Annotated in this window: 14 protein-coding genes and 1 tRNA gene; 12 read left to right on the forward strand and 3 right to left on the reverse strand. The window is 40.4% G+C overall.

Annotated features, from left to right (window positions below):
- Window positions 1-106: 106 nt before the first annotated feature.
- From ybgC to nadA, 8 genes are all read left to right on the forward strand, one after another.
- Complete coding sequence (ybgC, locus tag EXA13_RS00810; protein WP_238131431.1) at window positions 107-517, forward strand: tol-pal system-associated acyl-CoA thioesterase; 411 nt, start codon at window positions 107-109, stop codon at window positions 515-517.
- Complete coding sequence (tolQ, locus tag EXA13_RS00815; protein ID WP_238131432.1) at window positions 507-1,190, forward strand: protein TolQ; 684 nt, start codon at window positions 507-509, stop codon at window positions 1,188-1,190. Before ybgC ends, tolQ begins: the two co-directional genes overlap by 11 nt.
- A gap of 3 nt (window positions 1,191-1,193) precedes the next feature.
- Window positions 1,194-1,637 carry a protein TolR gene (tolR, locus tag EXA13_RS00820; RefSeq protein ID WP_238131433.1) on the forward strand — a complete coding sequence of 148 codons (444 nt, stop codon included), beginning with the start codon at window positions 1,194-1,196 and terminating at the stop codon, window positions 1,635-1,637.
- Window positions 1,638-1,651: 14 nt separating this feature from the next.
- Window positions 1,652-2,731: a cell envelope integrity protein TolA gene (gene tolA, locus EXA13_RS00825; RefSeq protein WP_238131434.1), complete on the forward strand. Its 1,080-nt coding sequence runs from the start codon at window positions 1,652-1,654 to the stop codon at window positions 2,729-2,731.
- Between the two features lie 12 nt (window positions 2,732-2,743).
- Entirely contained in the window at window positions 2,744-4,096 is a 1,353-nt protein-coding gene (tolB, locus tag EXA13_RS00830; RefSeq protein WP_238131435.1) for a Tol-Pal system beta propeller repeat protein TolB, read from the forward strand.
- A gap of 47 nt (window positions 4,097-4,143) precedes the next feature.
- Entirely contained in the window at window positions 4,144-4,692 is a 549-nt protein-coding gene (gene pal / locus EXA13_RS00835; protein WP_238131436.1) for a peptidoglycan-associated lipoprotein Pal, read from the forward strand.
- 14 nt (window positions 4,693-4,706) lie between these two features.
- Window positions 4,707-5,486 carry a tol-pal system protein YbgF gene (gene ybgF / locus EXA13_RS00840; RefSeq protein WP_238131437.1) on the forward strand — a complete coding sequence of 260 codons (780 nt, stop codon included), beginning with the start codon at window positions 4,707-4,709 and terminating at the stop codon, window positions 5,484-5,486.
- 149 nt (window positions 5,487-5,635) lie between these two features.
- Window positions 5,636-6,679 carry a quinolinate synthase NadA gene (gene nadA, locus EXA13_RS00845; protein ID WP_430794450.1) on the forward strand — a complete coding sequence of 348 codons (1,044 nt, stop codon included), beginning with the start codon at window positions 5,636-5,638 and terminating at the stop codon, window positions 6,677-6,679.
- A gap of 94 nt (window positions 6,680-6,773) precedes the next feature.
- On the opposite strand, the gene EXA13_RS00850 is transcribed toward nadA, so the two are convergent.
- A complete protein-coding gene (locus EXA13_RS00850) occupies window positions 6,774-7,343 on the reverse strand; it encodes a UPF0149 family protein (protein WP_238131438.1) in 570 nt (189 codons plus the stop codon).
- A gap of 314 nt (window positions 7,344-7,657) precedes the next feature.
- On the opposite strand from EXA13_RS00850, the gene EXA13_RS00855 reads away from it, so the two are divergent.
- From EXA13_RS00855 to EXA13_RS00865, 3 genes are all read left to right on the forward strand, one after another.
- Window positions 7,658-7,745: transfer RNA gene (locus EXA13_RS00855), tRNA-Ser, on the forward strand.
- 313 nt (window positions 7,746-8,058) lie between these two features.
- Window positions 8,059-9,294, forward strand: a complete 1,236-nt coding sequence (locus EXA13_RS00860) for a tyrosine-type recombinase/integrase (protein ID WP_238131439.1) — start codon at window positions 8,059-8,061, stop codon at window positions 9,292-9,294.
- 78 nt (window positions 9,295-9,372) lie between these two features.
- Complete coding sequence (locus EXA13_RS00865) at window positions 9,373-9,528, forward strand: AlpA family phage regulatory protein (RefSeq protein WP_238131440.1); 156 nt, start codon at window positions 9,373-9,375, stop codon at window positions 9,526-9,528.
- Between the two features lie 85 nt (window positions 9,529-9,613).
- Here the strand turns inward: EXA13_RS00865 and EXA13_RS00870 are convergent, their stop codons facing one another.
- A complete protein-coding gene (locus EXA13_RS00870) occupies window positions 9,614-10,672 on the reverse strand; it encodes a hypothetical protein (RefSeq protein ID WP_238131441.1) in 1,059 nt (352 codons plus the stop codon).
- 417 nt (window positions 10,673-11,089) lie between these two features.
- Between EXA13_RS00870 and EXA13_RS00875 the strand changes: the two genes are divergently transcribed.
- Window positions 11,090-11,731, forward strand: coding sequence for an inovirus Gp2 family protein (locus tag EXA13_RS00875; protein WP_238131442.1), 642 nt, complete (start codon window positions 11,090-11,092; stop codon window positions 11,729-11,731).
- 42 nt (window positions 11,732-11,773) lie between these two features.
- Here EXA13_RS00875 and EXA13_RS00880 read toward each other — a convergent pair whose 3' ends face one another.
- The gene (locus EXA13_RS00880; RefSeq protein ID WP_238131443.1) at window positions 11,774-12,760 is read right to left on the reverse strand and encodes a GTPase family protein; all 987 of its coding nucleotides are present in this window, start codon (window positions 12,758-12,760) and stop codon (window positions 11,774-11,776) included.
- Between the last annotated feature and the right edge of the window lie 57 nt (window positions 12,761-12,817).

A 12,817-nucleotide genomic window follows, 5' to 3' on the forward strand; every position in this document is an offset into this window, starting at 1 on the left:
TTTATCAAATCCCAATAAAATCTTACGCTTCAGTTTGTACTTACAACAAAGAGATGCGGTATAGTACCAAGCTAAACTTCCCTATGTTTGATGCGGAAATGGCGAAATGATACAAGTGTTCGATTGGCCTATCACTATTTACTATGAAGATACGGATGCTGGAGGCGTGGTTTACCATGCTAACTATCTTAAATTCTTTGAGCGTGCTAGAACGGAAATGCTGCGTTCGCTGGGCGTGTCACAACACACCTTACTGGAACAAAATCTTGGCTTTGTGGTCCGACATGCGGATATCGATTTTTTGCGAGCTGCACGTTTAGATGATCAACTGCAGGTGAAAAGCATGATAACAGAGCTAAAGAAAGCCTCCTTAATCTTCTGTCAAGAGCTGGTCAATCCTGAGGGGCAACTATTGTGTAAAGCATTAGTTAAGGTAGCATGTATTGATAATCAAAAGATGAGGCCACAAGCCATGCCTCAATCAATTATTTTGGAGTTAACAAAGAGTGACCGCTGATATTTCCATGTTCGATCTGTTCTTGCAGGCCAGTCTATTAGTTAAGTTGGTTATGCTTATCTTATTCGGTATGTCTGTCGCTTCATGGGCGATGATCATCACACGTAACAAAGTTCTTTCTCAGGCAGAGAAAAGTGCAGAAAAGTTTGAAGATAAGTTTTGGTCCGGTAATGATTTGTCTGTTTTATATCAAGATGTCAAAAAAAGAAAAGACAGCCTAGAAGGGGCGGAAGAAATCTTCTACTCCGGTTTTACTGAATTTGCTCGTTTGCATAAACTGCATGCGGCTTCACCAGATTATGTTATGGAAGGAACGGGGCGATCAATGCGCGTTGCGGTTTCCCGTGAGGTTGATGAGTTAGAAACGCATTTACCTTTTTTGGCGACGGTTGGCTCAATCAGTCCTTATATCGGTTTATTTGGTACAGTGTGGGGTATCATGCATGCCTTTATTGCACTGGGTGAAGTCAAACAAGCAACGCTAGCGATGGTGGCTCCCGGTATTGCTGAAGCACTTGTAGCTACGGCAATGGGGTTGTTTGCTGCGATTCCAGCAGTTATCGCTTACAACCGATTTAGTAGCAAAGTCAGTAAATTAGAACATACGTATGCGACTTTTTCTGAAGAGTTTCACAGTATATTACATCGTCAAGCCATGGCGGGTAAGGAATAACAGATGGCAGGTTATCAACCGAAGAAACGGAAGATGACAGCTGAAATCAACGTTGTCCCTTATATTGATGTAATGTTGGTTTTGCTGATTATCTTTATGGTGACTTCCCCTTTTATTACTCAAGGGGTTGAAGTGGAACTTCCGAAAACCTCAACGGCTAAATCTACAGCCGAGTTAGCAAAAGAAACGGACGCAAGTTTTATTATTGTTGAAGTAGATAAAGACGGAAATTTAGGCTTAAGCGTGAATGATGAAGAGGTTCAACGAGGGCTCTCTTTACAAGATGTTATCGTGCGAGTGAAAGCAGAACTGTCACTGAAACCCGATTCGCCTGTTGCTGTTGGGGGTGATGCCGCAACACCCTATGCGGATATTGTTTTAGTGTTAGATGAATTAAGCCGAGCGGGCATAGCGAAAGTGGGCTTACTCACGGATATCAAAGAATAGGCTTATAAGCGTTGATGAAAGCGAAAAAATCGAACAAAGCGTTGGATAAAAAACCACTGATCCTTTCGGTGGTATTACATGCGGCTTTGCTGATTGTGCTCGTGTGGGGGGCCGATTTTACTTTTTCATCGCCGACTCCTGAAACGGGTGGGGTCGTGATGCAAGCGGTGGTGATAGATCCTAACCTCGTTAAGCAGCAAGCTCAGCAAATTCGTAGCCAACGTGAGACGGCAGCGAAAAAAGAGCAAGAACGATTAGATAAATTACGCCGAGAAAGTGAGCAACTGGAGCGGAATCGCAAAGAAGCAGAAGAACGAGTTCGCCAACTGAAGGAGCAGCAAGCCAGAGAAGCTAAAGTGGCTCGTGAAGCAGAAAAAGCTCGCCTGCAGAAAGAGCAAGAGCAAAAAGTTGCTGCAGAGAAGGCGCGTGAAGAACAAGCGCGTGCCGCAAAAGCAGAAGCAGAAAGAAAAGCTAACGAACAAGCCGCGAAGAAGGCGGAAGCAGAACGTGCGGCCAAAGCGGCTGCTGCTGCCAAAGCAGAGCAAGAGCGTTTAGCTCGTGAAAAGGCAGCTCAGGAAGCCAAAGAGAAAGCTCAACGCGAACGTGAAGCGGCTGAGCGAGCAGAGAAAGAACGGGTTGCGAAAGAAAAAGCAGCCAAAGCTGCTGCAGAGAAAGCGCGTCAAGAACAGCAACGATTAGAACGCTTGGAGCGGGAACGTAAAGAGCAAGAAGCCGCGTTAAATAATATTTTTGCAGGGTTGGAGAGTGAAGCGCAAAATATTTCTGCGGCTCGTTCTCAATATATCAGTAATGAAGCCCAACGTTGGGGTGCTATCTATACTCAATTGATTGAGCAAAATCTGTTATTAGAAGATAGCTTCCGGGGAAAGCAATGTAAGGTCAATTTGCGTCTTATTCCGACCGGGGCCGATGCAATTGTTGGTGATTTACAAATCGTAGAAGGGGATTCTCGGCTTTGTGCAGCAACTAAGCGTGCGGTAGCCCAAGTGGGAAGCTTTCCGTTACCGAAAGCCGATGAAGCGGATGTGATTGAGAAGCTTAAAAACATTAACTTAACCGTAGTTCCAGATTAAAAGGAAAAGCTCGTGTTAAAGCGATTATTAGTAGGGTGGTTATTGGTCATCACCAGTAGCGTACAACTGGCCCACGGGGCGCTTGAATTGGTAATAACAGACGGCGTGAACTCTGCTCGTCCGATTGCGATTGTTCCTTTTAAATGGGAAGGAAATCAACCGCTTCCTCAGGACATTTCTGCAGTGATTGCCTCAGATTTACAACGCAGTGGTAAATTTAGCCCCATTGCCACTAATCGTATGCCACAAACCCCTTACCATGAAGCGGATGTTAAGTTTGATGCATGGACTCGAATTGGCGTTGATGCACTACTAACGGGGTCAATTACTTTGAATGACCAAGGTAATTACGTCATCAATTATCAACTGGTTGACGTTGTTCGTGGGCAATTGACTCAAGGCCAAAGCCGAGCATTAAGTGCGGATGGACAGTTAGTATTATCGAAAGATCATGTGCTATTTAATAAAGTGGCGACCGTACCGGTAAAACGGATGCGCGAGTATGCTCACCGAATTGCGGATTTAGTGTATGAAGAGCTCACAGGGGAAAAAGGTGCATTTCTCACCCGTATCGCTTATGTCGTTGTTAACGATAAAGATAATTACCCTTATCAACTGAGAGTGGCTGATTATGATGGTTATAATGAGCGCCTTGTTTTACGCTCTAAACAACCATTAATGTCTCCGGCTTGGTCTCCAGATGGTCGTCAGTTAGCCTATGTAAGTTTTCAGAATGGCCAAGCTGAAATATTTTTAATGAATATATATACGGGAGAACGTGAAAAAATCACGTCATTCCCTCGCCATAACGGTGCCCCTCGTTTCTCTCCTGATGGCAAAAAATTGGCCTTAGTGTTATCGAAAACAGGCAGCCTACAGGTCTATACGCTCGATCTCTCCTCTCGGAAATTGACACAAATTACTCGAGGTCGCTCAAATAATACCGAACCTTTCTGGAGTCCAGATGGCAAATCCTTAATATTTACGTCTGATAGGGGTGGTAACCCACAGATTTATCAAGTAAATTTAAGCGATGATGCGACAAAGCGTTTAACATGGCAGGGAAGTCAGAATCTTGGTGGGCAAATTACCCCAGATGGAAGATTCCTTATCATGGTAAACCGAAATAATTCGGGCTTTAACTTAGCAAAACAAGATTTGGAAACCGGAGCAGTACAAATTCTGACAAAAACATTGTTGGATGAATCTCCAAGTATTGCCCCAAATGGTGGCATGGTTATTTACAGTTCAATGTATAATCAGGCGAATGTCTTGTCTATGGTTTCTATAGATGGGCGATTTAAAGCAAGGTTACCAGCAACCAATGGGCGCGTTAGGGCTCCTGCATGGTCTCCGTTTTTATAGCAAACTTACAATTTAGCAACTAACTATTTCATAGTAAGGAAAATAAGATGCAACTTAACAAGGTTCTTAAAGGGCTACTAATTGCGCTACCTGTTCTTGCAGTTACTGCATGTAGTTCAAGTGATGAAGCAGCAAGTGCTTCTTCTGAGTCACAAACTAACCAATCTACTTCAGGTGAGTCACGTACACGCAGTATGGATACAACGGTTGTATCGCCAATTGATGAGAATGCACAACTTTCTGAGCAAGAGTTGAAAGAGCAAGCTCTACGTGAAACTCAAACTATTTACTTTGCGTTTGATAATGCAACTATTGCACGTGATTATGAAGAAATGCTTTCTGCTCATGCGGCTTACTTAAGCAAAAACCCAAGCCTAAAAGTAACCGTTGAAGGTCATGCTGACGAGCGTGGTACCCCTGAGTACAACATTGCGCTTGGTGAACGTCGTGCACAAGCGGTAGCGAAATACCTAGAAGCGCTAGGTGTACAGGCTGACCAAATTGCTATTGTTAGTTACGGTGAAGAAAAGCCATTGCTTCTTGGTCAAACCGAAGATGTTTATGCTAAGAACCGCCGTGCTGTTCTTGTCTACTAATTGAGGGATCCCTCATGTTCAGTAACCTTAAGCGCGTATTTACGCTTGCGTTACTGGCAAGTGCAGCGAGCATTTCGTTCGCTGCACCAGCTCCAGTATCAGATCTAGGAAACAGTAACCAACGAGTCTCCACTTCTTCAGCTATCGCAGGAGAAACTGACGTTGCTCGTTTGGAACGTTTGCTTGAAAACCGAAATCGAATGCAACTGCAGATGCAAAAGCAGTTGGACGATATGGCCCTTGAAATTAATGAATTACGTGGGCAAATAGAAAGAAATAACTACGATATGCAGCAAATGTTGCAGCGTCAACGAGAACTGTTTGTTGAACTTGATACTTTGCGTCGTGAGGCTAAACGTCCTGCTGCAGAAACGGCTACTAGTGAGAGTAGTGATGATGTACCACTAGGGACTTTTAGCAGTGATGCAGATGAACAGGCGGCTTATCAAAATGCCGTTGATCTCATTTTGAAGAAACGAGATTATGCGGGCGCGATTGCGGCTTTCCAACAATTCCAAAAAGACTATCCGAATTCAAGTTTTGCTCCTAACGCCCATTACTGGTTAGGCCAGCTTTACTTTGCACAGAAAAACGATCAAGAAGCAGTAAAAAGTTTTGCCGCGGTGATCAGTTATCAAGATTCTAATAAACGCGCAGATGCACTGGTGAAATTAGGCGATCTAGCGGCACGAAATAATAATGCTGCTCAAGCCAAAAAATATTACCAACAAGTGGTGGATGACTATCCTAATAGTGCATCAGCAAAAGTTGCCCAAGATCACTTAAAACCATAAACCTTGTTTTTTACTATTGGGGGGCGCTAAATTAGCGGCCTCTTTTGTTTTTTACAAAAGGTGGTACCACGTATCGAATCACTTTTGCCTATTTTTGCTGATACAGTGTACAATGCGCCCATTACATAACGTTGCACAGAGCAAGAGCAATGAGTCATATACTGGATAAAATCGATACGGTATACCCGTTCCCTGCTAAACCCATCCCATTAACGGATGAGGAAAAGCAAACCTATGTAGCAAGAATCAAGCAGCAGCTAAAAGACAAAGATGCGGTACTGATTGCCCATTATTATACAGATCCTGAAATCCAGGCTCTAGCTGAAGAAACGGGTGGTTTTGTTGGTGATTCGTTAGAAATGGCCAAATTTGGTAATCGTCACCCAGCGCAGACTTTATTGATCGCGGGCGTTCGATTTATGGGAGAGTCAGCCAAAATTCTCACTCCCGAAAAACGTATTTTAATGCCTACACTTGAAGCAGAATGTTCTTTAGATCTCGGCTGTCCAGCAGATCAATTTACGACCTTTTGTGATGCTCATCCTGACTATACTGTCGTGGTTTATGCCAATACTTCTGCCGCTGTTAAAGCGCGTGCAGATTGGGTTGTCACATCCAGTATTGCATTAGAAATTGTTGAGCATCTTGATTCTGAAGATAAAAAAATCATCTGGGGGCCAGATAGACACCTTGGTTCTTATATTGCTAAGAAAACTGGAGCAGAAATGCTACTGTGGCAAGGGGAATGCGTAGTACATGATGAGTTCTCCGCTGATGCCCTACGTAAAATGAAAGCACTATACCCAGATGCAGCAGTATTAGTGCACCCTGAATCTCCGGCGAGTGTGGTTGAATTGGCCGATGCGGTAGGTTCTACTAGCCAACTCATTAAAGCGGCAAAAGCATTGCCACAGCAACAGATGATTGTTGCGACCGATAAAGGCATTTTCTTTAAAATGCAGCAGATGGTTCCAGAGAAAGAGCTTATTGAAGCGCCAACGGCTGGCGCTGGTGCAACTTGTCGTAGCTGTGCTCATTGCCCGTGGATGGCAATGAATGGTTTGAAGGCAATAGAAGGTGCATTGCGTGATGATGGGCAAGGCCACGAAATTTTTGTTGATGAAGCTATCCGAGTCAAATCGTTAGTTCCGCTTAATCGAATGTTAGATTTTGCTGAGCAACTCAATAAATAAAAGGTAATGCCTGATATCGTATTCGGTATTAAAAGCCCGTTTCATAAAGATCGGGCTTTTAACTATTAGGTTATTTTAAGCGTATTCGGCTGATTTATTGTGCTTCAGCAAGCTGCATACCTCGTTTTGCTAGCCCACACAACATCACAGGAATGGCATTATAGATTTCCTCAAACTGATCTAAATCGTCAATCCCCTGTTGGCTTAGCGTAGCAAGTGATGTCTCCGGATCATAAAGCATGCTTAATGAAAGGAGGACGCCTCCGAGTAAGGCATTATCTTGACTTTCTTCTGGCATTAATACTTCCCAGTCATCACGAGTTAGTTGCCAACCTTGTAATACTCCTTCACAAAAATCTCTCGTTGCTTGGTTAACAAGATCGGCCTCATCTAGTTCACACCCTTCAGGCCAAGCCCAAGCACCATCAAGCAGAGCTGGTCGGTACACATTCCATAAATGGATAATCTGCTCTAAGTAGCTTTCTAGCAGCTCACCATCTTGAAAAGGAGCAACATCATCGCCACCCCATAAAAAGGGTAACCACTCTTCTGGGGGGAGGATATTGGGCGCTAAAGCCATTGCCGTGATAAAACCGCGAGTTTTAGCTTCATTAAGTAATTTATCTTCGAGTTCGGGTAAAGTTAGAATGTCGTGTAAGGTCAAAATGGAATTCCATGTATAACAGCGAAAAGTCACTGTCTATCTTAACCTTAAATTGTCGAATAATGCGAATTTGATTACAAGCTTAGGTACGCCTCATAAAATTAAACTAGCCATATCTTTTTTCATCTACGGTTATGAGTATATGAATCGCACCCATATTTCCGCTATTTGATAGGGATCTACTGTGTTGAACTTAGGCGAATGACTCAATAAGTGAGCAACTAGAGACTCAGTAAGACTTTTTTCCTGATTTCTGCTTGACCATTCCCTCTATTATCATTAAATTAGCGCCTCGTTAGCTTAGCTAACGTATCGGTGAGTTGTCCGAGTGGCTGAAGGAGCACGCCTGGAAAGTGTGTATACGGCAACGTATCGAGAGTTCGAATCTCTCACTCACCGCCACATTCAAGTTTAAAGACGTCTCAGGACGTCTTTTTTCTTATCTAAAAATTATCAAAATCAATGAGTTACGGTTTCGTGGCGTTCCATAAAGTGTCGTAAAAGCGCTTGTCTAGAGTAATACCTAAAGTAATACCCAGTATTCCTACTTGATGCTAGTATTACTTTTGAGCACTAAATCAGGTATTACTTTGTTGTCATTTTCTCTATCAGTTCGATCTTTAACTTGATGTAAGTTAAGCAGTTATCGACCAAAAGTAATACCTAGATTTTTTCGAAAATTGAGCTTTGTTCAGGTATTACTTGAGGGATCAAAATGGCGAATAATCTTACGGCTAGGCAAATCCAAACGGCAAAGCCCAAAGATAAGCTCTATCGCTTATCTGATGGCGGCAATCTCTACTTCTGTGTGCGTACAAGCAATTCACGTTCTTGGCAGTTTCGTTATAAACGACCTGGTCAGGGCAAAATCACTTATCTTTCCTTTGGTACTTATCCAGACATGTCCTTGGCAGAAGCGCGAGAGAAAGCGCTAGAGGCCCGAAAGATGCTTGCGGATGGTATTGATCCTCAACTGGCCAAAGAAGAGCAAAAGGCCAAAGTTATTGTCGAGCAAAATGCAACGTTCAAGTTTGTCGCTGAGCAGTGGAAGGCAACGAAGGAAGGGCAGATAAAAGAGAAGACTCTCAATGGTAACTGGCGCAAACTGGAGCTCTATGCTTTTCCCAAGCTAGGCACGATACCCGTTAGCAAAATCACGGCGCCTATCGCTATTGCGGCGTTGCGTCCCGTTGAAACACAAGGCTTACTAGAAACCGTAAAACGTACCGCCCAACTGATGAACGAGATCATGAATTATGCTGTAAACAGCGGTGTGATTCATTCTAATCCATTATCTGGTATCCGTGACGTATTCAAGAAGCACAAAGTAGTGCACATGAAAGCGCTACAGCCTCATGAGATGCATGAGCTTATTCGAACGGTAGCAACCGCCAATATTCAGCATGTGACGCGCTTTCTGATTGAATGGCAGCTTCATACCATGGTTCGCCCTAATGAAGCGTCAGGCGCTCGCTGGGAAGAAATAGACATGGCAAACCAGCTATGGATTATCCCGAAAGAGCGAATGAAGATGAACCGCGAGCATGTTGTTCCTCTAACGCCCCAGACTCTAGCGCTCCTTGAAGCGATCAAGCCAATTAGCGGACATCGAGACTATATATTTCCTTCGAGCCGTAACCCGAAAGTCCCAACCGATTCAGAAACAGCAAATAAAGCACTAGGGCGGATGGGGTTTAAAGATAGGACGACAGCTCACGGTCTTCGTGCTTTGGCCAGTACAACACTTAATGAACAGGGCTTTGATGCAGATGTTATTGAGGCTGCGCTTGCCCATACGGATAAAAACCAAATACGTAAGGCTTATAACCGTACTGACTATTTAGACTCTCGCCGTAAGCTAATGAGCTGGTGGAGTGAACATATTGAGAAATCAAGTTATGGAAGTTACAGTGTTACTGGTATGGAGCATTTATATTTGGTAAAAGCTTAAGTAACTATTTTGTATCAAATATAAATAAAATTTGACATATGTCATCTTTTTGAAATTAACCAGTGCAAGAGGTGATATATGCCAAACAATATTCGCTTGATCAGTTCTCGAGAAGTGCTGGCTTTAACTGGTTTATCTTGTACGAGTATGTACCGTTTCATCGAACAAAATGACTTCCCTACCCAAGTTCAGCTCGGTGGACGAGCTGTGGCTTGGGTAGAGAGCGAAGTATAGGATTAGATTCGAAAGCGAGTTTCTAATAGAGAACTTTAAACTCATGTTTACGGGTTGATTTTGACCTGCAAAATTATGATACGATTTACAAGGAATCAAAAGCGTCATTTATTAGTTTCTCTATTAGCTTGCTCTTATTAATATGGTTATCTTTACAGAGTTTTTCTATTTTTGGTTCAACATTACTTTCCATCGAAAAAGTGAATGTTTTTTTATTTTTATTTTTTAATCGACTTTTTTGCTGAGACCAAGACCTTTTCATTTTTTCTATGAATTCAAACTTATTTCCTAACCCGTTAATTTTCTGTGATGCCGGCCAAAGATCTAATAGCACGATGGATGAGTAATACTTATGGATATAATCTTCTCTGTCTGCCTCTGGTAAAAACCAACCAGATATATGGTTTTTTTTAAGATAGCAATAAGCCCAATCAACTTGTTGTTTATTTTTTACATCTAACCATTGATACTTTATTGTATTAGCATTTAACCAAAAAACTTTTAATTGTTGTTGATAGTTTTTATTTAGCAACATACTATTGACTATTATATCAAGTAGGATGTGATCATACATAATATTAGGACTGCTTTCTATATTTAAGGTTAAGTGTTCTTTAAATGAAAATGTGGATAAATTAATGGAACTTGTATTTTCAAATTCATTTAATCTATTGATAACCAAGTGTTCAAAGTCAAAATCTTTTTCTTCAAGAGGTATAATTTCATTTGTAATTTGATGAAAAATATTAGAAAGATATAAGCATGATGCTAAATAGTAACATTGTCTAATATTAGAACTGTCAATCCAAAGTAAATCACTTTTAATTACACCGGTGTTGTTTAATTTTTCTATAATTGACTCTATGTTGATTGATGAAGTAATTAAATTTGATGAAATAAATTTAACATCATTTTCGAATTCTGATTTTAAATTCAAGCGATTTGGTTTATTTTTAATTACTACTTTATCTTTGTATGATTTTAAAATACCATAAGCTATAATATCATTACTTTGTTTTATATCCTTGCAGTAGTTGGCTAACACCTTTGCTTTTATAAAGTTAATATCACTTTCTTCAATATATTTTTTAATTTTTATAATATCAACAACATTTATTCCTGTTTCTTTACATCTAATTTCCATATTCTATCCCACTAATTAATGTTGTTTATATATGTATTTTTTGTGATAAATACAGTTTTTTATTGTATTTTTATCGTCGGTTTACAGTTGTTTTATTGCCAATTAAAGATAAATTTATTGTAGATTTATTGTAGATTAAATCATGATTTAACTCTAGAGTGAACGTTGTTTTTTGTGATCCTACCAGGGGATTGAAGCGGTTTTTGTGAAGAAGGCTTACTTAACTCTATCATGATCTTTTATCAGAGTGTCGAGACGTGACGTTATCTTGAACAATCCGGTGATAGCAAGGTTTGTTAGATAAAGAAATGAGTAAAATGCGCTGGTATAATAATATATATAGAACATTTAAATTAAATAGCTATAAAAATAACAAGATAGTTACCTTCTATGAACAAACAACCATAGAGATAACTAATGAAAGAACTTACTTCAACTAGACATCGTACTCTAACCAATGAAAAGAGATTTCTTTCTCTTCCTGTGATTAACCATCATGGTGGATTAGTGATTAAATATTTATTTTCTATTAAAGAAACCTTGGACTTATCATTATATGAATATAGGAGAGTTTATGTTCAACGAGTTGATCTTAGATATCCTAAATTTTATTTAAATTATAATGGATGTACAATTACTCGATTTATTGAGTCATTGAAATCTAAGATAAAGAATGATTTAAGGCGGAAGGGAAAAATTGGAGAGTGTAATATGAGATACGTATGGGTTAAAGAGCAGAATACGTCAGTGTTACCACATTATCACCTGGCATTGTTCTTTAATAGAGATATCTATTATTGCCCTGGCAACTACCAGCATGACTATGGCAATTTGTCATCTATGATAAAGGAGGCATGGGCGAGTGCTTTAGGGTTAGATTGCTTTGAAGTAAATACTAGTATTCATTTTCCTGAAAACTCTATTTATTATGTCAGTAAAAGTAGTGCGAATTTTTTAGATGAATATAAAGCATGTTTTTATCGTCTAAGTTACTTAGCTAAAGTTGATACAAAAGTATATGCTAGCGGATTAAAAAACTTTTCTACTAGCCGAAAATAAAAAAAGAGGATCTGCCTCTTTTTAATGGTATGTTTATTGTGTTTAAAAACCGAAGATATATCTTATCCCACCAAAGAATAAGCCAGAAACAGAACCAATAACTTTACCTATAGCCTTTCCTGGTTTTCCGAATATAGCCCCTATATCGGAGCCGATAGATGCGCCTTGTAGTGTTGTTTCTACAATGGCTTCCCAAAGACTTAAGCTGGTTTTTTTGTTGTAATCGCTGGCGTCGTTATCTTTCCAATTATTCACGTCATTGGAAATGGTTCGGTTCGCCAGAATTACTCTTTTATTTTGAGGTAACAGCTCGACAATGATATACAACAATTTTGATAAGTTATACGGTCTCTGTCGATTCACACCATCACTGTAGCCAGCAACAAAGTAGATAGGCGCAATGGTTATCTGCGTGGCTTTATGTATTCGTTTAGCTACCGATGTTTGCTGTTTTTCAAGAAAAACTAACGCTTCATCGGTTGGCTCATTATCAATATAGTTCCATGCCTTTGGGCCTTTCAACGCTACATCTGCTTGGTTAATACCAACAATCAGTCGTTTTTCTGCTTCATCTCCTAAATGTGGGATAATGATGTCATTAATGAGAGTTAATGGCGTACCTAGATCACGAGACCCGCCATCAAGTATTACTAGTACTAAATCAATTACTAGCTGGTCATGAGCGTCCTTCTTGTTGAGCAAGTGTTTGATCGCCTTTATGTGTCTTGTATCTTCTTCTATACCATCACCTAACCCAGGGGTATCCCACAGTACAAGGTTATTTAATTGGTAATGCTGAACACACTCAGTATGAGGCTCACTATTAATTCCTACTTCAGCTATCGGTATGTTAAATAGTGCGTTAATGGTTGAGCTTTTGCCTGCGCCAGTCGCGCCAGTGATCAGGATATTGAGCGTTGTTTTATGGAGTAGGGCTAAATTATTAAATAATAACTGTTTTGTTGTTGTATCTAACGTTGTACTACTAATATTCTTTTCTAGTGATGAAATTAACTCATTGCTTTTCATAACTGTAATCCTTTATGTGCTCGTGATTTAGTAGAAACTACCTGGTCTCTGCTGAAT

Origin of the sequence: Vibrio cincinnatiensis (assembly GCF_022113815.1) — a bacterium.
In the GTDB taxonomy this organism is placed as follows: Bacteria; Pseudomonadota; Gammaproteobacteria; order Enterobacterales; family Vibrionaceae; genus Vibrio; species Vibrio cincinnatiensis_A.

What these genes read in the sequence shown, in the direction of transcription:
- EXA13_RS00865 (WP_238131440.1), top strand. Translation starts at nt 9,373, where the DNA reads ATGCCAAACAATATTCGCTTGATCAGTTCTCGAGAAGTGCTGGCTTTA.
- EXA13_RS00875 (WP_238131442.1), top strand. Translation starts at nt 11,090, where the DNA reads ATGAAAGAACTTACTTCAACTAGACATCGTACTCTAACCAATGAAAAG.
- EXA13_RS00860 (WP_238131439.1), top strand. Translation starts at nt 8,059, where the DNA reads ATGGCGAATAATCTTACGGCTAGGCAAATCCAAACGGCAAAGCCCAAA.
- pal (WP_238131436.1), top strand. Translation starts at nt 4,144, where the DNA reads ATGCAACTTAACAAGGTTCTTAAAGGGCTACTAATTGCGCTACCTGTT.
- ybgF (WP_238131437.1), top strand. Translation starts at nt 4,707, where the DNA reads ATGTTCAGTAACCTTAAGCGCGTATTTACGCTTGCGTTACTGGCAAGT.
- EXA13_RS00870 (WP_238131441.1), bottom strand. Translation starts at nt 10,672, where the DNA reads ATGGAAATTAGATGTAAAGAAACAGGAATAAATGTTGTTGATATTATA.
- tolA (WP_238131434.1), top strand. Translation starts at nt 1,652, where the DNA reads ATGAAAGCGAAAAAATCGAACAAAGCGTTGGATAAAAAACCACTGATC.
- ybgC (WP_238131431.1), top strand. Translation starts at nt 107, where the DNA reads ATGATACAAGTGTTCGATTGGCCTATCACTATTTACTATGAAGATACG.
- nadA (WP_430794450.1), top strand. Translation starts at nt 5,636, where the DNA reads ATGAGTCATATACTGGATAAAATCGATACGGTATACCCGTTCCCTGCT.
- EXA13_RS00880 (WP_238131443.1), bottom strand. Translation starts at nt 12,760, where the DNA reads ATGAAAAGCAATGAGTTAATTTCATCACTAGAAAAGAATATTAGTAGT.
- tolR (WP_238131433.1), top strand. Translation starts at nt 1,194, where the DNA reads ATGGCAGGTTATCAACCGAAGAAACGGAAGATGACAGCTGAAATCAAC.